This window comes from Paenibacillus sp. FSL R5-0810, from assembly GCF_038002285.1.
Taxonomy (GTDB): Bacteria; Bacillota; Bacilli; order Paenibacillales; family Paenibacillaceae; genus Paenibacillus_AQ; species Paenibacillus_AQ lactis.
The window spans coordinates 1,967,872-1,988,119 of the sequence record NZ_JBBOCF010000001.1 but is presented as its reverse complement, the minus strand read 5'-3'; the positions used below and the strand labels follow the sequence as shown (position 1 = coordinate 1,988,119).

Below are 20,248 nucleotides of genomic sequence, written 5' to 3'. Positions count from 1 at the left end.
TCTTCTTGTCCAGTAACCTGGGCAGGGAGAGCTTTATTTCTTGCAGCATCCCGTCATATGCTTAAGCACTGAACGGCAAAGTTCGAGAAGAAAATTTTATGATTTATTATTGACTGAACGATCTATAATTGATATGATGAAGCCATCAAAAGGAGGTGCTAATAAGACAATATAGTTGAAGCAATGGTATTTTTTTAATTCGGTCTGGAAAGTCGTTTTCTTGAACCTTCATTCTTGACTGAATAATCCGATAACGATAGTATTATGGGAGTGAAGGAGGCAGACGAAAATTGGCAAGGAACAAAGAATTTGACACGACATTGGTCCTACATAAGGCTATGGAAGTATTCGGTCATTACGGTTATGAGGGCACGTCACTGCAGCTTTTGCTCGAAGGATTGGGTATAGCGAGACAAAGCTTGTATGACACCTACGGAACGAAGCGAGATCTCTTTATCAAAGCGGTTAAGTATTACCTGGACGAGAAATCGTCTGCCGTCATCGCCCATTTGGCTCAACCAGGCTCTGTCAAGGATACGATTGCCGAAATCTTTGCGATTATCGTCGATACATTGAAGGATGAGCAGCGCCGCAAGGAGTGCCTAATTCTGCATAGCGCAATTGATCAGGTACCTCATGATCCCGAGATTGCACAGATTTTCGAGCAAGATAAGATTCGTTTGGAGCAAGCGCTATACGAGGCATTAGCCCGTGGCCAAGAGCAGGGAGAGTTAGGATTGAATCAGGATCTTCGCTCGCTGGCACGATATTTATATCATTCGCGTTATGCACTGACGCAAGTAGCAAAATTAACGGACGACCCTCTCGTCATCGAACAAGTTGCTGCAGTTACTCTATCTGTACTTGATCATAAATGAAGCGTCCTTTTTCGCGCTTCATTTATTCATGCGAATAATAGAATGATCAGTCCGTAATGGCGATCATTTTGGATTATTCAAGTCTACAATCGCGCATATATTAGATCGATTGGTCTATAATATTGCGCATATTAGATCGATTGGTTCGTAATTATGTTTATATTAGATCGTTTAGTCTATAAAATGGAAGGGGAAATTGTATATGAGTTCAAGTAAATTCAAAGGCTTGGCACTTTTCATTCTAGCCATCTCCCAGCTCGTTATGGCACTCGATTACACCATAATTTTTGTAGCGATGCCGTCTCTCGGCAACGAACTCGGGTTTTCGGCAAACCATCTGCAATGGGTCGTCAGTGCATTTTCACTCGCTTACGGCGGTTTCTTGCTGCTTGGCGGGCGCTTATCGGATCTTCTTGGCAGACGGCGCATGTTTATAATCGCCATGGCACTCTTTGGCCTAGGTTCGCTGCTTGGAGGATTATCTGAATCGCAGCTGATGCTCATCGTCGCAAGAGGGGTGCAGGGTCTTGGAGGAGCTCTGCTCTCTCCCGCAACGTTGTCATTGATTGTGTCTAACTTTAACGAAGGAGCGGAACGTAACCGTGCAATGGGCATATGGGCTTCCATGGGCGGTGTCGGCTTGTCGCTTGGATTACTCCTTGGCGGTGTGCTCACCAGCTATATCGGATGGGAAGCAACCTTCTTCGTTAACGTGCCAATCGCGCTTATCGTCATTATTCTTGCACCCATTGTACTTGCCGAGAGCAAGGTATCCACGGCAACCAGGCACTATGATGCTGCCGGAACGATCTCCGTTACTGCTGGGTTAATGCTCGTCGTATATTATCTAATACAGTCACCGGTGGAAGGCTGGTTCAGTGCATCGACACTTCCTTATGTGCTGCTTGGAGCGGTGCTGTTTCTCGCTTTCATAATCATTGAGCGGCGTACGAAAGAGCCATTGATTTCCTTCGGATTGTTCCGTAATCGCAATTTGACCGGAGCAGCACTCACTGCATTTCTGTTGTCGGCCTCGTTCGGGTCACTGTACTACTTTCTGACGCTGTATACGCAGGGTGTCTTGCACTATTCGGCCATTCAATCCGGCCTTAGCTTCCTGCCGCTTACGCTTAGCGCTTTACTTGGTGCCCGGTTCATTAACAAAATACTCACTAGGATCGGCGTAGCAGGTACAATCGCTGCCGGCATGGGTCTGGGAACGATCGGTTTTTTACTTCTGACAAGACTGTCGGAAACAGGGACGGCGTGGGGGATCATACCAGGCACGGTTATTATCGGCCTCGGCCAAGCGCTTGTGTTTACAACGATGTTTATCGCCGGAAGCACGGGAGTGGATCCTAAAGTACAGGGCGTTGCTTCCGCGCTCATTTCGACCGGCCAGCAAATTGGAGGTGCAGTAGGCTTGGCCGTGATCATGGCCATGATTTCGGCTGGTATGGGTACGAACGAAAGTCTCGAAACCATGATGGCGACGGAGCTTAACCAAGCGATCCGGACTGCGTTTCAAATTGCGGCTGTCACTACGGTGCTTGGCATCGTAGTAGCTTTCTTGGTGCTTAAACAGCCTAAGGCATCGAAGAATGCAGATACGGAAGTGACCATTTCCCATTAAAAAACGCAGTAATATTGAGAATAAGGAAGAGGGGCCGCGGATAACGCGGCTTCTTTTTTACGGCCGAACAATACCGCTATGGCATAAAGCACCCTTTGAACATCACCGTAAAAGGCAACCGAGAACAACATTTCATGTTAATGAGCATTGGTGGTGCATTCCATTCAGATCGATATAATGAAGACAAGGGATGTGAAAAATATGATTAGTATGAATTTAAAAACCATGCGCAAGCTGCACCGATTGACTCAAGAAGAAGTGGCTGAAAAGATCGGCGTGTCCAGGCAGGCCGTAGCTAAATGGGAAAATGGAGAGACCGTGCCGGATATTCAAAACTGCTTAGCTCTAGCCGAACTTTACGATGTTGTATTGGATGACTTGGTCAAAAATTCCGATAAGCATGTCAAAATAGGGATTCGGCCGAAGGGAAAGCACATGTTCGGGATGGTAAAGGTTGGAGACCGGGGACAGATCGTGATACCCAAAAAGGCAAGAGACATATTCGATATCCGTCCTGGGGACAGGCTTGTGGTTCTGGGGGATGAAGCGCAGGGAATCGCCATTTTGAAGAGCGAAGGCTTGCTGCAGTTTGCCGAGGAGATCCTTCAATCGCAGAACGACGAGGAGGAAGATGAGTGTTAGCTATTGAAACGAAGAATTTATCCAAAAGATACAAAACCAAAACGGCCGTCGATTCGCTCAATCTCTCGATAAAGCAGGGCGAGTTGTTCACGCTGCTTGGCGTGAACGGCGCAGGAAAAACAACGACCATCAAGATGCTGACTTGTCTGAGCAAACCTACCAGCGGCGATGCGATTCTATTGGGAGACAGCATTATCTCCAATCCCTTTGCGGTGAAGGAGAAGATTAACATTTCGCCGCAGGAAACGGCAGTCGCTCGCAACTTGTCCGTCAAGGAAAACCTCGAGTTTACTGCAAAAATCTATGGATTCGACCGGAAAGAAACAGCCTTGAAAGTACAGGAAATGCTCGATACCTTCAGTCTCGCAGAGGTGTCCCCAAACAAAGCAAAAACGTTATCAGGTGGTATGCAAAGACGGCTTAGCATTGCAATGGCGCTGATTTCTGATCCCCAAATCCTGTTTCTCGATGAGCCTACCTTGGGCTTGGATGTTATCGCTAGAAGGCAGTTGTGGTCAGCCATTGAAAAACTAAAAGGCAATATTACCATCATTTTAACAACACATTACATGGAGGAGGCGGAAGCGCTCTCGGATCGCATCGGAGTCATGTCGAAAGGTAAACTGAGGGCTGTCGGTACGACGGCTGAATTGACGGCAAAGACCAGCACGGGATCGCTAGAGGATGCATTCGTATCTTTGGCAACACTAGAGGAGGCAACTGGATGAAGACGGCAGCATTTTCCGCACGAAACCGGAAGGAAATGATTCGGGATCCGTTGAATATGGCTTTCGGTATTGGTTTTCCACTGGTCATTTTGCTGCTCTTAACGGCGCTGCAATCGAATATTCAAGTTGAATTGTTTGCTATCGATCAGCTGGTTCCGGGAGTCGCCGTATTCGGATTATCGTTCATCTCGCTTTTTTCAGGGATGCTCATTGCTAAGGACAGAAGCACTTCATTTTTAATGCGATTATTTACGGCTCCATTAACGGCTCCGGACTATATCCTGGGATACACGTTACCTTTAATTCCGATGGCGGTTCTTCAAATAACGATAACCTTTATCGCGGCAGCCTTCTTGGGACTGGCGATCCATTTTAATGTTCTGCTGTCCATCGTTGTGCTGATTCCGGTAGCCATTTTATTTATCGGCATTGGGCTGCTGACAGGAAGCCTGTTTAACGATAAACTCGTCGGGGGCGTGTGCGGAGCTTTATTGACGAATCTCAGCGCATGGCTGAGCGGGACATGGTTTGATCTTCATCTGGTGGGCGGTTGGTTTAAGGGGATAGCCTACATGCTTCCTTTTGCCCATGCGGTTGACGCGGGAAGGGCAGCCATTTCGGGAGATTACACATCGATTTTACCTCATCTTTGGTGGGTGATCGGGTATGCCGCTGCCGTGCTGATTGTAGCGATCTTTGTATTCAGGAAGCAAATGAGCAGTGATAGCGATTAGACTATTGAACGAAAATCGATGATATAATTGCGTATCGTGTAACAAGATGTCCATACGGCCTGTTGGAGGTCAAACACATTTCTGTAAGAAAGGTCGCCGAACTGGCGGCCTGAATTTTTGATAATCCTATACATCAATCAATGTATAGTCTGCGCTCCATCCAATACGGATGGGGCATATTTGTGTTTAACATCATTTATGCCTTTACCAAATTTGGAATTCTAAAAATCTTTGATCAAAATTAACAATGATTTTATATGATTGACGGGAAATCGGTAAAGGGGAAGTGCTGTGCGTAAAAAAAGCAGGAAAACCCTATTCATTAACGAAATGCTCTTTCAATAAACGGAACATCTTGAATAAAAGCAAATCGATGGAGGTATGTCGCTAAATGTACACCGTTCTGATCGCCGAGAATGAACCATGGGTATTGAAAGGAATCGTCCAGATGGTGAAAGCTGCCGGGATGGAATTCCAGGTTGTTGGAGAATGCAGCAATGGAAATGAAGCATGGAACATGATACAAGAAGTGTGGCCCATGCTCTTGATCACGGATATCATGATGCCTGAGCTGGATGGGTTATCTTTGATTAAACGAATCGCCGAGCAGCGAATTCCCATGGTATCCGTCATTATCAGCGGCTATGACAATTTTCAATATGCACAAAAAGCCATGAGCTATGGTGTATCCGAATATTTACTGAAGCCGCTGGAATATGAAATACTGACTGAAGCATTAAAGCGATCCAAGGATAAGCTGGAGTCGCTAAAGGATCTGAACAACTATATCGTCAGGTTCCAGTGTTTATTGGAAAACAGTCAGGGTTTGGCGCTCGATACCATCATGCAGAAGCAAAACCAATTGATTCAGTCGATCTTAAGGTTACATGGTCTGAACAACAATGCCCGGGTCGGGCTGCTGAATATATTGGACAACAAATTGAAGACCCTGCTTAATGATTTTGGCATTGAGTTTAGGGATATCCCGAAATCCAAGCACCAGGATGAGACCTCCATCTTGAAATACTACATGGCGATGCTGGAAAAATGGTATCTCGAGTATCCCCGAATGGTGAAATCAAGCATGCCTGAGGCCATCGCCCAATCATGTCGCTACATTGAGACCAATTTTAAAACGAACCTATCGCTCGCGGAAATGGCGAACCTAACGAATTTCAGCATTTCCCATTTCAGTATGTTGTTTAAAGAACATACGGGCAGTTCGTTCGTCAGCTATGTGAACCGATTGCGTGTTGATGAAGCCAAAAAGCTGCTGAGGACAAGCTCCTACGCTGTATCCGAAATTGCGGACATCGTCGGATACGCTTCCGGTCCGTATTTTACGCGAGTGTTCAAAGCACATACCGGCGTGTCGCCCCTCGAATACAGAAGGAGGATGGGTTCATGAAATGGCGGAACTGGCATTATCGATTCTCATTCAAAACGAAAATCCTCGGGCTGGTATTCTCCGTTAGCATGATTTCCGTTTCGCTGATGGCGGTGTTCACATCGTATTACTATACCGAATCAGCTAAAAATGATTTCTACATGATTGCCCAGGATTCTACGGCGAGAATGAACCATCAGCTTGACCGGTATTTCACGCAAATGGCCCAATCGACATATGCATCCATTGCCGGTCCATTGCCCTCGAATTCCATGCTCGGCGACAATCCGGAAAGCGGGCTGCTGCAGAAATGGCTTATTCGTGGTCAATTGTTCAGTCGGGAGCAGGAGGCACTGGTTGAAGGGATCATGTCGAAGTATATTGCAATTAACTACTCCAACGTCCTGGGGCTTGTGCTCCGTTCACACGACAACCGGCTGATTTATTCGAAAGACCATTCTTTAAGTCATCCCATGATTAGATCCTCACCTTGGATTAACGATACGTTGGCCGACACATTAACCATCGTTCCCTCCCATTATCGTCCGCAAAATACCCTCATGGCGGCATACCCCTATATTACTCTGATCGTTCCCGTCTTTGATCCAAATTCACTTAAGCTCGTCGGCAATTTGAATATCGCCTTATCCATGACCGAAATCGAGGATATTCTTGGACAGACGCGACTCGGGAGAACCGGATTCTTCTTTATTGTCGATTCCTCAGGGGAGATCGTTTATCATCCGGACGTCAACTTAGCTGGTCGTCGTGTTGAAGACACCGCAATTAGAGCTCTCCCGCTTGGAGGGCAGGGGGCTGTTATCAAACGAAATGGGGAGAAAATTCTGATGTCCGGCAACCGGTCGGAGCTGACAGGCTGGAATCTGGTTGCTTCCGTCCCTATGCACGAGATGGCGAGCGGTCTGGACTTCGCGCGAAAAGCAACGTTGTTTGTCATGAGCGGCATTATTGTTATATCCCTGCTCTTTATCCCAAGGATGGTCGACCAAGTAGTACGTCCCATTCTTCGCCTGCGAAATCTGATGAAACAAGTGGAGCAGGGGGACACAAGCGTCTACGCGGAGGTGATTGCCGGGAAGGACGAGATTCAGCAGCTTAACGGAAGCTTTAATCAAATGACGACCAGGCTGAATGAACTCATACACACGGTTCATCGTCTGGAGATCAACGAGATGCAGCTTCAGCTCAGGCAAAGAGATGCGCATATTCAGGCATTACAGAATCAAATCAACCCTCATTTACTCTACAATACACTGGAAATTATCAAAAGCATTGCTTTTATAGAAAAGGTTCCGACGATTGAGAAAATGGTGACCAGTCTCGCAGCCGTATACCGGTATTCATCAAAAATGCCCGGGGCTGAAGTGCTGCTAAGGGATGAGCTGAAAAATCTGCAGCATTATTTAGAAATCATACATATTCGTTTTGAGCATTTTCAAAGCCGCATATCGGTGCATGAATCTTGTTTGGATTGCCGCGTGATCAAGCTATCCCTGCAGCCGATCGTAGAGAACAGCGTAAAGTATGCCGTAGAACCCAAAAACGGAAATGCCCAAATCACGGTTACGGCATATGAGAGCGACGGTGACCTCATCATTGATATATCGGATAACGGGAATGGGTTTCCTGAAGAGGACCTTGCCCGGATTCGTCATCGAATGAAACTTGTGGAGCAACAGCCGGAGCCTGCCTCCCACGAGGAATCGGTTGGACTCATCAATGTCCATTCCAGAATGGCATTAAGATATGGCCCGCCATACGGCGTTAGTGTGCATTCATTACCGGGAAGAGGAAGCAAAGTGTCGCTTCGATTCCCAAATAAGATAAATTCATGATCAGAAAATCGGATAAAAAGATCATCCATTTGTGAAAAAATGACCCCCGGCAACAAGATATATTAAATGGCATAAGGGCAAATCAAAAATTGTGTAATGGAGGTCACCCGAAGTGAAAAGAATGCTTTCCATGATCATGATTGTGAGCGTCGTATTATTGTCGATCGTAGGATGTACATCGACGGGACAACAGGATGCCGGCACGGCTTCCGGAGATAACGGGGACAAGGAGAAGAAGAAAATCAAAATTGATATGATGATCGCCTCTTGGAAGGGAGGGGGCTGGCCGGACAACAACCATCCGATTATCAAGCACATTAATGAAAAATTTAATGTGGATTTGCAAATTCAGTGGGTACCGAATGCAAATTTTGCCGAGAAGCTGAACGTGATCGCTGCATCCGGCAAGCTGCCGGACGTCATAAGGATGGATAGTCCAAGCCTCTATTTAAAATGGGTAGAACAGGGAGTATTCCTGGATTTAAAGCCCCATTTAGCCGAGTATTCAAGCTTGCAAAACATCGCTAAACCTGAGGAATGGGCATTGCTGAACCCGAAAGATCAGATTTTCGGCATTCCGATATACGCCACAGCTCAAAATACCATTTATGTAAGGGAGGACTGGCTTGCTAAACTGGACATCCCTATACCGACCGCGGAAGAATTTACGATCGATAAATTTTATGAAATTGCCAAGGCGTTCACCACTCAAGATCCGGACGGCAACGGAAAGAATGATACCTTTGGGTTTTCAGCGCTCGGCAATTCGAGTCTCTTTGGCATTCCGGAGTTGTTCGCAGCCTTCGGATTGGCGAATGGCTGGAAGGAAGAGGGCGGCCAGTTGATTCCAATGCAAGTACAGTCGGATGAATGGAAAGCATTCCTGACCTTTATGAGTCGTGCATATAAGGAAGGAGTCCTTGACAAAGACTTCATTACCAACACAAATTTCAATGAGAAATATGCGCAAGGTAAAGTAGGTTTTGCCGACATGCATTATCAGTTCAGCCAGCAAACGAACCAACAGCTGCAGACCATTTCCCCTGGTGCCGATTTTGTGGAACTCAGCCCGCCGATGGGAAATAACGGGTCAAGGGGCAACTCAACGCCGACGAGTGGAACGATAAAGGTCGTGTTAAGCAAGGACGTGGATGACCAGAAGCGGGATCGCATTTTGCAGCTGTTTGATTGGTGGGTATCTCCAGAAGGCGAAGACATCCTAAAGAATGGAATTGAAAATATTCATTACAAGAAAAACAGCAGCGGAGCCTATGAGATGACCGGCGAGTTGAAGGCTGAAGGCGAGGGGCGCCAAAGCCTCTTATGGAACTGGGTGCTACGGAACAACAACAATACGTTTAACACGTATAAATGGAGCGATCCTACTTGGGCAAAGGAAATGGAGCAGTCCATTGCTAATGCTGGCAAATATCCATATAAGAACGCGTCGGACGCCTACATCTTCTCGTCAAGAACCTATCTGGAGAAGGGGTCGGCATTGAATGAAAGCTTCCACAAAACCGTGATCGAAATCATCGCAGGGAAGAAGCCGATTGAAAGTATCGATCATGCGATTACGGAGTGGAAGAGTAACGGCGGGGATAAGATCATAGAGGAAGTGAATGCCGCGTTTACGGCGAATAAATAACGTTCGTCTGAAGCTCCCGAGCGGCAGCAACCTTTCGGGAGTGTTATTTTCCAGACAGGCTTAAATGGAGGAGTGCAGTAATGAATGCGTACTGGAAGAGAGCATTTCCGATCTATTTCATGATCTTGCCGGGTTTTCTCTTTTTTATCATTTTCAAGTATATCCCGATGATCGGGATCTCCATTGCATTTATAGATTATAGCCCCTTCAAAGGGATAACGGGAAGCGAGTGGGTAGGACTTCATTATTTTCGCAGATTATTTGCTGAAGGCGATTTCCTCGTGCTGCTCAAAAATACGCTGCTGCTAAATCTGCTTGACGTTGTGTTCTTTTTTCCTGCTCCCATTCTAGTCGCCTTGCTCCTTAATGAAGTTAGAGCGAAGCGCTTCAAGACGGCGGTTCAAACCATTCTGTATGCACCTAATTTTATTTCCTGGGTCGTCATCGTCGGCATTACCATTCTGCTATTCGCAACCGGCTCCGGAGGGATCAATCAGATTCTGGACAATTGGGGGCTTGGCCCGCTGGAACTGATGACGGATCCCCAATACTTTCGGTGGGTGTGGCTGCTGCAGAATATTTGGCAAGGCGCGGGCTGGGGAGCGATCATTTTTCTCGCTGCTTTGTCTACCATTGACCCCACCTTGTATGAGGCGTCCACGATGGATGGCGCGAACCGCTGGCGCCAGGTCTGGCATATTACGCTTCCCGGCTTGCGAAACGTAATTGTCATCATGTTTATATTACGGTTCGGCCATATCATGGATCTCGGCTTCGAGCATATTTTCTTGCTCCAGAATCCGATGAATCAAGACGTTTCCGAGGTATTTGAGACGTTTATTTACAAAACGGGCCTGATCCAAGGTGATTACAGTTACTCAACGGCTGTCGGTTTATTTAAATCCGTTGTCGGATTGGTGATGGTATGGTTCGTTAACCGGCTGGCCAAACGAATGGGGCAGGAGGGAGTTTTTTAAGATGCGGCATGAAAAAGGCCTTGACCGGTTATTTACGATTCTTGTGTATTTCATACTTATCCTTGCGGCAGCCATGGCGATCTTTCCCTTGTTTTACGTGCTCTCCGTTTCCTTCTCAACAGAAATTGAGTATTTAACGCGCGGGTTCTTCGTGATCCCGAAGCAGTTCACCCTGGAAGGATACATGTATTTATTGGGACATCCCGGGTTTACCTCCGCATTTCGAAATGCGGTTATTCTTAGCGCGGTTGGAACGGCGCTGAATATTGTGCTGACCTCCCTCATGGCATACGGATTGTCCAAGCGGTGGCTTAGATTTCGCAGTTCCTTGAATTTTATGGTGTTCTTCACATTGTTATTCTCGGGCGGAATGATCCCAACCTATCTGGTCGTGCGGTCTCTCCATCTTTTAGACAGCTTCTGGGCGATTTGGTTAAGCACCGCAATAGCGCCGTTCAATGTTATTGTGATGCGAAGCTTCTTCCAGTCCATGCCTTCCGAGCTTGAAGAATCGGCCAAAATCGACGGAAGCGGGGAATGGCGTTTGTTTTTGTCGATTATCGTCCCGCTCTCCAAACCCGTGATCGCTACGTTTACGTTGTTTTATTTGGTAACCAATTGGAATACGTATTTTACTGCGATTCTTTATTTAAACGATGCTGACTTAATGCCGCTTCAAGTATTCCTAAGACAGATGCTGGTTGAGGACGATCCTACAATATCCAATGCGTCCAACGTCATGTATAAGTACACGCCTGCAGCCAAAATGGCGGCGATTATTTTAACAGCCTTGCCGCTGCTGGTGATCTTTCCGATCTTGCAAAAGCACTTCAATAAAGGAGTAATGCTTGGATCGGTTAAAGGATAAGTAGCAGATTAAATTAATATCGATACGAGGTGAGTAATAACATGATTAGTAAACCGAAATATGTAGCCCATCGCGGATTAAGCATGTTCGCACCTGAGAACACCATTGCAGCATTTGAATTGGCGGGCAAATCGGGCTTCTGGGGGATTGAATGCGATACTTACTGCACGACGGATGGTCGCTGGGTTGTCCATCATGATCGGACCGTCGACCGAATGACGAACGGGACGGGGAGGACAAAGGACTTCTCATTTGAGGAAATTCGCAAATTGGATATCGTTGCAGGCAACGGAATTGACGACTACAATGGCTTGTACATTCCAACGCTTGAGGAAGTGATGTCTGTCTGTTTATTCTTTGGCATGCACGCTTTCATCGAGATCGAGGAATATCATCAAGACGGTGATCTGGAGGTGCTGGTAGAGCTTGTGCGCACCGCGGGCATGGCGGATCAAAGCAGTTTCATATGTTTCAATGCCGATGATCTGTTCAAGGTGCGGGCGATTGATGAAACGGTGCCGCTTGGCTTTTTGTCAGCCAAACCACCTGCTGCTGAAGACCTGCAGCTTATTGGCCGATTGCAGCCAGCTTTTCTAGATTACGACTACCGGACAACGACGCCCGATGACGTACGCAACTGCATCAGGGCTGGAATTGACGTCTCGATCTGGACCGTTAACGAAAGAGAGATATCTCGGCAGTTTGAAGAAGCGGGAGCCACATATATAACAACCGACACGATCTTGTGGAAAACGATGGAGCCAGATAATCTTTCCACACCAAAGAAATGACGGAAGCCAAGAACGTACATGAACAAGAAGCCGTGATCTCCACGGCTTCTTAGTATTTAAGGATAAAGAAACTCAATGAGCCAAAGTATGCGGAAAGCGGATGTTTGAAAAAATACTGGAATGTTCGTTCCGATTAGTTTATACTCGTGTTGAGAAGGAGGAGGTATGAATGGGACGGACCAAAGAATTTGACCGTGAGCAGGTGCTTCGCAAGGCGATGATCGTTTTTTGGGAGAAAGGATACGAGGGGGCAAGCATCCCGGATTTATTGCAATCCATGGGAATAAGCAGATCCAGCATGTACGAAACGTTTCAGGATAAACAGACGCTTTATTACGAGGCCATCCAGCAATACAAAAAAATGTCGCAAAAAAAACGCGATCTGATGATCCATGCTCCTTCTGCGATCACCGGGATCCGCCAATATTTTGAGCTGCATATTACGAACGCATTTGCGACGCACGGTGAAGCTTATCCGCACGGATGTTTGATTACGAACGCTTCCGTGGGTCTGGATGCCATGGATGAGCCCTTGCAGAATACGATTCGCCAAAGCTTTACGGAGCTGGAGCAGCTGTTCTATGAGAAATTAAAAGAGGGCCAGGAAACGGGCGAAATTTCTCCTCATAAAGATATAAAAATGTTATCGTTCCTGCTGCTTAATCTCAACCATAGCATCAACGTGATGGCCAGGATCCAAAGCGACAGCGAAAAGGTCCGCGGCATGATGAACGCCGTGATCGAGTCGCTGTAGAGCTTTTTTTTCACCATACTGGAACAATCATTCCGAAAGGGTCTCCCTCTTGCTTAAGCATAGAAGGGGAACTTCTTCTCAAACTGGAATGGTTGTTCCAATATTCTTGCACGATCATCTTATAAGGAGTGTTTCACATGAATGAAAATGGATACGCAAAAGGAAAGCTGGCGAATTCGCCATCGCCCTGGATTATGCTGATTCTTGCTGTTGCATGCGGCTTGATTGCAGCAAATCTTTACTACACGCAGCCATTAGTTGAGTCCATTAGCTCATCTATAGGATTATCTTCAGGAGCAGCAGGGGTCATTGTCACGCTGACCCAAATCGGCTACGGGATCGGCTTGCTGTTTATCGTTCCTTTGGGAGATCTGCTTGAAAACCGCAAACTGGTGGTTGCGCTGCTGATGCTGACGGCCATCGTTTTAATCATTGCAGCCGCTGCCCGAAATGCCGCTCTGTTTCTAACCGCCTCTTTATTTATCGGTGTGGGGTCCGTCGCGGCTCAGATCCTGGTCCCTTATGCAGCTCATCTCTCCCCGGAGGAGACGAGAGGACGTAATGTCGGTAATGTCATGAGCGGGCTGCTGTTAGGAATCATGCTGGCCCGGCCGGTATCGAGCTTGGTGGAAAATTATTTCGGCTGGCACGCGATCTTTATGATGTCTTCCGCCTTACTCTTCCTACTCGCTCTGGTTTTGATCAAAGCACTGCCGGCAAGGAAGCCGCAAACGACCGAACGCTATCCGGCAATCATCTCATCCATGCTGCGGCTGCTCAAAACGACGCCGATTCTTCGTCGCAGGGCGCTGTATCACGCTTGTTTGTTCGGGATGTTCAGCCTGTTCTGGACAACGGTTCCGCTTGTCTTAACAAGTCCGCTATATCATTTTTCCTCTGCAGGCGTTGCGTTGTTCGCTTTGGCAGGGGTATCAGGCGCGGTCGCAGCGCCTCTGGCCGGCCGCTTTGCGGATAAGGGCCTGATCCGGCCTGCAACCGGAATATCCATCGCGCTGGTGCTACTATCCGGACTTCTGCCGATTGTCTTTCCTGGCGGTTCTTTGCTCTCGATCGTGATCCTGGTGCTTGCCGCCATCCTGCTGGATATGGGCGTGTCTGCCAATATGGTGTTGGGACAACGCGCGATCTTCTCGTTGGGAGCCGAGGTGCGGAGCCGGCTGAACGGCTTGTATATGGCGATCTTTTTTGCCGGGGGGGCCATAGGCTCTGCTGCCGGGGGATGGGCCTACGCTATGGGCGGGTGGAAGGCGGCGATGTGGCTTGGCGTCTTTTTCCCGGCTTTGGCAATGCTATACTTTTTGACGGAACGAAGGGTGCGGCAAGACCGCAAATAAAAAGCGATGCATGTTTTTAACAAGAGGTTATAAGATAATAACTTAGAAATAATCTGTAGGATGTATGGGTATGGATCGCAGGTGGCAATATTGAGCAATCAAGAAGAAATGTCTCCTCTCGATACACGCTATAATAAGTGTAATTTCCGAGAGAGAAATCATATGAAAGGGTGGGACGATGTCGGAAACCGAAGATGCTCAGAAAATCCATTGGAAAAGAAACATCATTCTCTTTTTAAGCAGCCAGACGCTCTCGCTGTTCGGTTCTGCCTTGGTGCAGTACGCCATTATGTGGCATATTACGCTGACGACACAGTCAGGCATTATGATGACGCTGTTCATTATTTGCGGTTTTATACCGACGTTTCTACTATCGCCGTTCGCAGGCGTATGGGCGGACCGGTTCAATCGAAAATCGCTCATTATCATTGCGGATGCCATGATCGCGGTGGTAACGCTCATCTTGGCCATCACGTTTTTGCTCGGTTACCAAGCCGTATGGCTGCTGTTTGTTATCGCCGCGGTACGCGCACTTGGTGGAGGTATTCAAACACCCGCTGTCGGAGCGATATTGCCTCAAATCGTACCTCAGGATAAGCTAACCAAGGTGAACGGCATTAACGGAAGCTTGCAAGCGCTCATGATGTTCGTTGCGCCTATTGTCAGCGCTGCTTTGCTAACGATGGCTACGATCGAAATGATTTTTTTCATCGATGTCGTTACAGCGGCGATCGCGATCTTTATCTTGTTCTTTTTCCTTAAAATCCCGTTGCATAAAAAGGCAGCTGACACGCAAAACACAGGCTATCTCGACGACTTCAAACAGGGCTTGGTGTATATTGGACAACATGCCTTTCTCAAATCATTCTTTATCTTTTTTGCCATCTTTTTCGTGCTTATGGCACCTGCGGCATTTTTGACTCCGCTGCAAGTCACACGAACTTTCGGAGACGATGTATGGCGCTTGACCGCGATCGAAATCGCGTTTTCGGTAGGCATGATGGCAGGTGGGGGGATTATTGCGTCTTGGGGCGGCTTCAAAAATAAAGTCTACACGATGGCGATTGCCAGCCTCGTGATGGCATTGTCCACATTCGCGCTTGGCATCGTCCCAGTCTTCTGGTTGTATCTAGCCATTATGGCTGTATTCGGGGTAGCCATGCCTGTCTTCAATACGCCGACGACCGTCATGCTGCAGGAGAAGGTGGATGAAAACTATTTAGGACGGATCTTTGGCGTCTTTGGAATGATCTCGACTTCCATGATGCCGATCGGGATGTTGATCTTTGGACCGCTTGCCGATGTGGTCAAAGTCGAATGGCTGTTGATCGGTACCGGATTGCTTATGCTCGTGCTGACTGTATTCTTCGCCCGCAACAAGCGATTGGTCGAAGCGGGGAAGCCGCTTGTGGTCGCAAACGCCCCTGAGTAAGTATCGGATATCCATTCTAATATGAAGCCCGCAAATGCTCAGGCATTAGCGGGCTTCATTACTGACTCAGTGATAGGCCGGCGTTTCGATGCCGCAGGGGCCTCCGTCAGGATTGCCTTCGAGCTCAAGCGTAGTCCCGTCGGCACGGTAGAGCGGATTATACCAGCGCGAAATTTTGTCGGCACTGGAGTTGGCGTAGTGACAAATGAACGCCCGGCGGAATCGGTCCTTTGATTTGTTGCGGTATGAGCCGTGTATCAGATTTCCGTTGAAGAACAGCACATCACCTGGATCCATGACGGCCGGCACCGGCTTCTCGTCTTTTGGCGGTTTAACATAGTGCGTTGTGAACGATTCCTTAGAATCCGACACATCGGGACAGACGATCTCGTACGTGTTCGTTTTCGGCACAAGCAGCATGCAGCCGTTCTCCTCGTCGCACCGGTCGATCGCCGTCCAAGCGGCGATGCAGTTGCCCGGCTCAACCTTCAGATAGAAGTTGTCCTGATGCAGCGCCTGTCCTCTGGAACCCGGAGGCTTGTAGTAGAACATGCTCTGTGCTGCGTAGGCTTCCTCGCCGTACAGGTCCTCGAGAATCGCCATGACGCCGGGATGTAGCATATACTTCATGGCCACCGGATTGAACCGGTGCGGATGCATGACACGGGGGAACCGCTTCAGCGGGTCGGACCGGTCCGCATTCAGATCCGGTTCGAAATGGCCCGGGATCGTTGTTTGTCCGATCTCATCGAAAGTCAAGCGGATCTCATTGACCTCTCCCGGATGAAAAACCTCTTTAACGATTAGATAACCTTCCGTTTCAAATTGCTTCATTTGCTCTGTGGACAACGTTTTTAACACCTTTGACATATTGACTGCTCCTCTCCGAGATGAATTATCTACAGTTTAATGGAAGAGAACGCAGGCTTGAAGTCGCATTCATGCTCATAACAGGTTGGATTCTGCTATCCTGCTGGACAGAATGTGCAGAACACCTTATTTTATCAGGAGAAGGAATCAAGGAATATTCTTATGGGAGGAGAACGCATTGGTTGAAAACCAACAGCAAAATGGAGCTAAAGACGGGGGGATATTGATTGGTCATTTCCGGGAGAACGAAGAATATTCGATGACGCGCTCGAACGGAATCGATGACTGGCTCATCTTTTACACGATCGAAGGGGGAGGGTATGTGCGAACCCCCGCGGGTGAGAAAACATGCGGCCCGGGTGATGTCGCAGTCATACGCAGAGGAGTGCCCCACACGTACGGGACGACGTCGGGCGGCATATGGCATTTCATGTGGGCGCACTTCCAGCGGCTGCCGGAGACAACGCTGCTGCCCGATGACGAAGTATCGGTCTGCAAAATGCCGAACGGCACCATGCAGCGACGCGTGCTGCGGATATTCCGGACGCTGCTGCATGATTTCCGCGATCGCGGGAAGCTGTGGCAGGAGCTGTGCGAGAATCAACTGAGCAGCGTGCTCCTGCTTGTCGCCGAGCAGCTTGCAGATCGGCATGACCCAAGGGTTAGCCAGGTGCTGCGCATTCTATCCGTTCGGATGCAGGAGCCTCTGACCATCGATGAGCTCGCAGCTGCGGTGAGGTTGTCAGCTTCTAGGCTATCTCACTTGTTCAAAGCAGAGACCGGACAGACGATCCTGGAAACGTTGAATGGCATGCGTCTTGAGCAAGCTGCGCTGCTCATGACCCACGCCGGCCGCACGGCAAGTGAGGCGGCAGTCGATGTTGGCTTTCAGAGTTACAATCATTTTGCCGCACTGTTCCGCAAACGTTACGGCGTCGGCCCGGCGAACTATCGCAGAAAAGGGTCGGCTGCAAACTAAGAAAGAACTGGGATTATGTCACTACTCCCATGAGGGCATATTTGACCATCGTCAGCATACGATTAGGCGAGACTGCTTCTGAGCAAGGGAGGATACCCAAATGACCGTTAACGATCAGCAGCTGGCGCAAATCGCTAAAGCCTATCTGCCCCACGGTGCTGAGCTTGTCACCATTGGAAAGCCTATGGAGCATGCGGCAGTTATCGCTGCCGACATCACGGGAGATCGGATTCCCGAAATAGCCGGTGTATATCGATGGAATGTTGAGCTTTATCTGTTTGTGCTGCAATACCGCAATAGCGGCTATGAGGTCATGGCCAATATCATGGGGCAGGGGTATGCGGTCACTTTATTAGGTGCGGTCCCTGTGATGGCTCCCGGCAAGAACCAAATTATCGTTGGCTGGCAGGTTGGCTCCATCTGGTCCAAATTATCAATTTACGACTGGACATCGGAGGGGCTTAAGGATATCGCACCTCCTGAAATGAGTTACAGCTATATCGATGTGTTGGATATCCCGGGAGGTTCGGGACCGGATGGCCAAGCTGAAATTGTGTTATGGATACACGATACGGGCGAAGCCTATCGAGTCGAAGTCGTCAGGTGGAGCCAAGGAAGGTTTGTGACCGCGTCGGATGTTTACCCTCATTACTTTCCTGTTGTCGTAAGATACTACGAGAGGCTGACGCAAAAACATCCGGATTATTCCTTCTATTGGTATTACTTGGCGGATGCCCAATATCGGGCGGGGATGCCCGAGGCAGCTTTGGCGTCGGTTCGCATGGCACTCCGTTTCCCGGAGCCTTACCCTATGCGCGAAACGCTGTTAGAGCTTGAGAGCCGGATCAAGCAAATGCTGGCCGGCAGGTGGGAGCCCCGGCAGCCGGTCGGATTATTTCCGGCTTCCGTAAAGACCACGAGTGGAACCAAGTGGGGATATATTGATCGCAGCGGAAAATTAATCATACAACCAAAGTATGAGGATGCACAGGATTTTCAGGATAATGGACTTGCCATCGTAGGGATGCACGGCAATTATGGTCTTATTGACAGATCTGAACGTTATGTAGTGGCACCCATATATCAGTCCATTAGTCCGTTCTCGGAGCATCTGGCGATTGTGATCGATCATCAGGGATTTAAAATGATTGACGAACAGGGAAATGTGCTGACACGACGAGCATATCCGTACATTTCGGTACTGAAGGAAGGCAGGGCGGTTTATTATGTAACCGATCAGGGCAGCGGTAATGGAGCGGCCAGCCGATACGGATATCTTGATGCAGAAGGTCGGGAGGTGATACCTGCCCAATTCGAGGAAGCAAATGATTTTGCCGATGGGAAAGCCGTTGTGAAGATAAAAGACAACCATTACGCCCTCATAGATCCCCATGGCCGGCGATTGGCCGACTATCCATTTGCCTATGTCGGACCGCTTGGCGATGGGCTGCTGGCTTTTCAGCAGGATCCAAATGGAAAATATGGTTACATCAACGAGCAGGGGAATATCGTTATATCGCCGACGTACACCTCGGCATTCTCGTTTCATCAAGGCAGAGCGATCGTGAACACGGCGGAGGATTACAGGTGGAAGTACGGGGTCATTGATTCACAAGGTAAATGGATCATCCAGCCGGAGTATAACGATATTCGGGATTTGAATGAAGAACGGTTTGCGCTTGGGCGTGCAGTTGATCCCGAACAGCCGTATATTGGTTCGATCTATGCCATTGCAGATTGGGAAGGGAAGAGACTTTCTGAATTTATGTATCGTGATGTCTCGGACTACCAGCACGGCTTGGCTTCGGTTTATGACGGGAAGCAGACGTATTTCATTGACCGTACAGGACACCTCGCCCCAGGATATCCTCGAGTGGACGGCAGCGGTTCGCTCACGCTGGAACCCGGAGGGGTTATTAAGGCGATGGTCGATCAGCGCTTGTCTTACCTTGACCGGTCAGGTCACGTGATATGGAGACAGAACACGGTAATTCCCCTGAACCCGCCTTATCAGGTTAGAGAAGAGAAGTATAAACCCAATTCGGATTACTTAGTCTATTATCCACAGCTCGAAGGTATGAGGGATCAAGCAGCTCAGCAAACGTTGAATACGAAGCTTAAAGAAATGTCACAAGTCAAATTTATCCCTTCGAACCAACAGCTGGATTACTCGTACACGGGTGATTTTGACGTTATTTTCTACAAGCACCAGCTTCTTGAACTGGACCTCACCGGATATAACTATCCCTTCGGTGCCGCTCATGGCATGCCTTCCAAAGTGTTTGCCGCGATCTATCTTGACAACGGGAGGATCTATGAATTGAAGGATTTGTTTAAGCCGGGCAGCGATTATGTGAAGGAGCTCAGCCGCATCGTTGGCAAGCAGATTCAAGAGGATCCGCAGTATTCGTATGTATTTCCGGATAGCTATAAGGGAATTGCGCCGAATCAGCCCTTTTACGTAACCGAGGACGCGCTGCATCTTGTGTTTGCCCCCTATGAGATCGCTCCTTATGCCGCTGGTTTTCCGACATTCACGATTCCATTCACTCAGATCATGAACATCATCAATACCGAGGGTGAGTTCTGGAGAGCATTTCATTCTTAGGACTTTATACTCAATTATCAATTGGGTGGCCGTGTTTAATGCTTATCCCAGATGGAGGGTTGGAGGAGGAATTGTTAGAGTACAGTCACAAAAATACAAGGGATTCCC

17 protein-coding genes are annotated in these 20,248 nt (G+C 48.3%); 16 read left to right on the top strand and 1 reads right to left on the bottom strand.

Features of this window, described 5'->3' with window-relative positions; genetic code table 11:
• The first annotated feature begins 290 nt into the window (after window positions 1–290).
• From MKX76_RS08975 to MKX76_RS08910, 14 genes are all read left to right on the top strand, one after another.
• Window positions 291–878, top strand: a complete 588-nt coding sequence (locus MKX76_RS08975; RefSeq protein ID WP_251535022.1) for a TetR/AcrR family transcriptional regulator — start codon at window positions 291–293, stop codon at window positions 876–878.
• Between the two features lie 202 nt (window positions 879–1,080).
• A complete protein-coding gene (locus MKX76_RS08970; protein WP_341033494.1) occupies window positions 1,081–2,511 on the top strand; it encodes an MFS transporter in 1,431 nt (476 codons plus the stop codon).
• Between the two features lie 201 nt (window positions 2,512–2,712).
• Window positions 2,713–3,153 carry a helix-turn-helix transcriptional regulator gene (locus MKX76_RS08965; RefSeq protein ID WP_040739603.1) on the top strand — a complete coding sequence of 147 codons (441 nt, stop codon included), beginning with the start codon at window positions 2,713–2,715 and terminating at the stop codon, window positions 3,151–3,153.
• Window positions 3,147–3,881 carry an ABC transporter ATP-binding protein gene (locus MKX76_RS08960; protein ID WP_007131276.1) on the top strand — a complete coding sequence of 245 codons (735 nt, stop codon included), beginning with the start codon at window positions 3,147–3,149 and terminating at the stop codon, window positions 3,879–3,881. The genes MKX76_RS08965 and MKX76_RS08960 overlap by 7 nt, the downstream gene beginning before the upstream one ends.
• A complete protein-coding gene (locus MKX76_RS08955) occupies window positions 3,878–4,615 on the top strand; it encodes an ABC transporter permease (protein WP_251535018.1) in 738 nt (245 codons plus the stop codon). Before MKX76_RS08960 ends, MKX76_RS08955 begins: the two co-directional genes overlap by 4 nt.
• Before the next feature lie 391 nt (window positions 4,616–5,006).
• Window positions 5,007–6,023 (top strand): helix-turn-helix domain-containing protein, encoded by a 1,017-nt coding sequence (locus tag MKX76_RS08950; protein WP_144878919.1) that lies wholly within the window; start codon window positions 5,007–5,009, stop codon window positions 6,021–6,023.
• Window positions 6,020–7,858 (top strand): cache domain-containing sensor histidine kinase, encoded by a 1,839-nt coding sequence (locus MKX76_RS08945; RefSeq protein WP_341033493.1) that lies wholly within the window; start codon window positions 6,020–6,022, stop codon window positions 7,856–7,858. The genes MKX76_RS08950 and MKX76_RS08945 overlap by 4 nt, the downstream gene beginning before the upstream one ends.
• A gap of 121 nt (window positions 7,859–7,979) precedes the next feature.
• On the top strand, window positions 7,980–9,506 hold the full coding sequence (locus tag MKX76_RS08940; protein ID WP_245256025.1) for an extracellular solute-binding protein: 1,527 nt from the start codon (window positions 7,980–7,982) through the stop codon (window positions 9,504–9,506).
• A gap of 80 nt (window positions 9,507–9,586) precedes the next feature.
• Complete coding sequence (locus MKX76_RS08935; protein WP_341033492.1) at window positions 9,587–10,483, top strand: ABC transporter permease; 897 nt, start codon at window positions 9,587–9,589, stop codon at window positions 10,481–10,483.
• A 1-nt stretch (window position 10,484) separates the two neighbouring features.
• The gene (locus tag MKX76_RS08930; protein ID WP_210094958.1) at window positions 10,485–11,351 is read left to right on the top strand and encodes a carbohydrate ABC transporter permease; all 867 of its coding nucleotides are present in this window, start codon (window positions 10,485–10,487) and stop codon (window positions 11,349–11,351) included.
• A 41-nt stretch (window positions 11,352–11,392) separates the two neighbouring features.
• Entirely contained in the window at window positions 11,393–12,142 is a 750-nt protein-coding gene (locus MKX76_RS08925; RefSeq protein ID WP_341033490.1) for a glycerophosphodiester phosphodiesterase, read from the top strand.
• A gap of 169 nt (window positions 12,143–12,311) precedes the next feature.
• Window positions 12,312–12,896 (top strand): TetR/AcrR family transcriptional regulator, encoded by a 585-nt coding sequence (locus MKX76_RS08920; RefSeq protein ID WP_210094960.1) that lies wholly within the window; start codon window positions 12,312–12,314, stop codon window positions 12,894–12,896.
• A 137-nt stretch (window positions 12,897–13,033) separates the two neighbouring features.
• Window positions 13,034–14,251 (top strand): MFS transporter, encoded by a 1,218-nt coding sequence (locus MKX76_RS08915; RefSeq protein WP_210094961.1) that lies wholly within the window; start codon window positions 13,034–13,036, stop codon window positions 14,249–14,251.
• Between the two features lie 178 nt (window positions 14,252–14,429).
• A complete protein-coding gene (locus MKX76_RS08910) occupies window positions 14,430–15,683 on the top strand; it encodes an MFS transporter (protein WP_007131287.1) in 1,254 nt (417 codons plus the stop codon).
• 66 nt (window positions 15,684–15,749) lie between these two features.
• On the opposite strand, the gene MKX76_RS08905 is transcribed toward MKX76_RS08910, so the two are convergent.
• Window positions 15,750–16,553, bottom strand: a complete 804-nt coding sequence (locus tag MKX76_RS08905) for a phytanoyl-CoA dioxygenase family protein (protein ID WP_007131288.1) — start codon at window positions 16,551–16,553, stop codon at window positions 15,750–15,752.
• 178 nt (window positions 16,554–16,731) lie between these two features.
• Here MKX76_RS08905 and MKX76_RS08900 point away from each other — a divergent pair, with 178 nt between their 5' ends.
• Window positions 16,732–17,532 (top strand): helix-turn-helix domain-containing protein, encoded by an 801-nt coding sequence (locus MKX76_RS08900; RefSeq protein WP_144868452.1) that lies wholly within the window; start codon window positions 16,732–16,734, stop codon window positions 17,530–17,532.
• Window positions 17,533–17,632: 100 nt separating this feature from the next.
• On the top strand, window positions 17,633–20,140 hold the full coding sequence (locus MKX76_RS08895) for a WG repeat-containing protein (RefSeq protein ID WP_341033488.1): 2,508 nt from the start codon (window positions 17,633–17,635) through the stop codon (window positions 20,138–20,140).
• The last annotated feature ends 108 nt before the right edge of the window (window positions 20,141–20,248 follow it).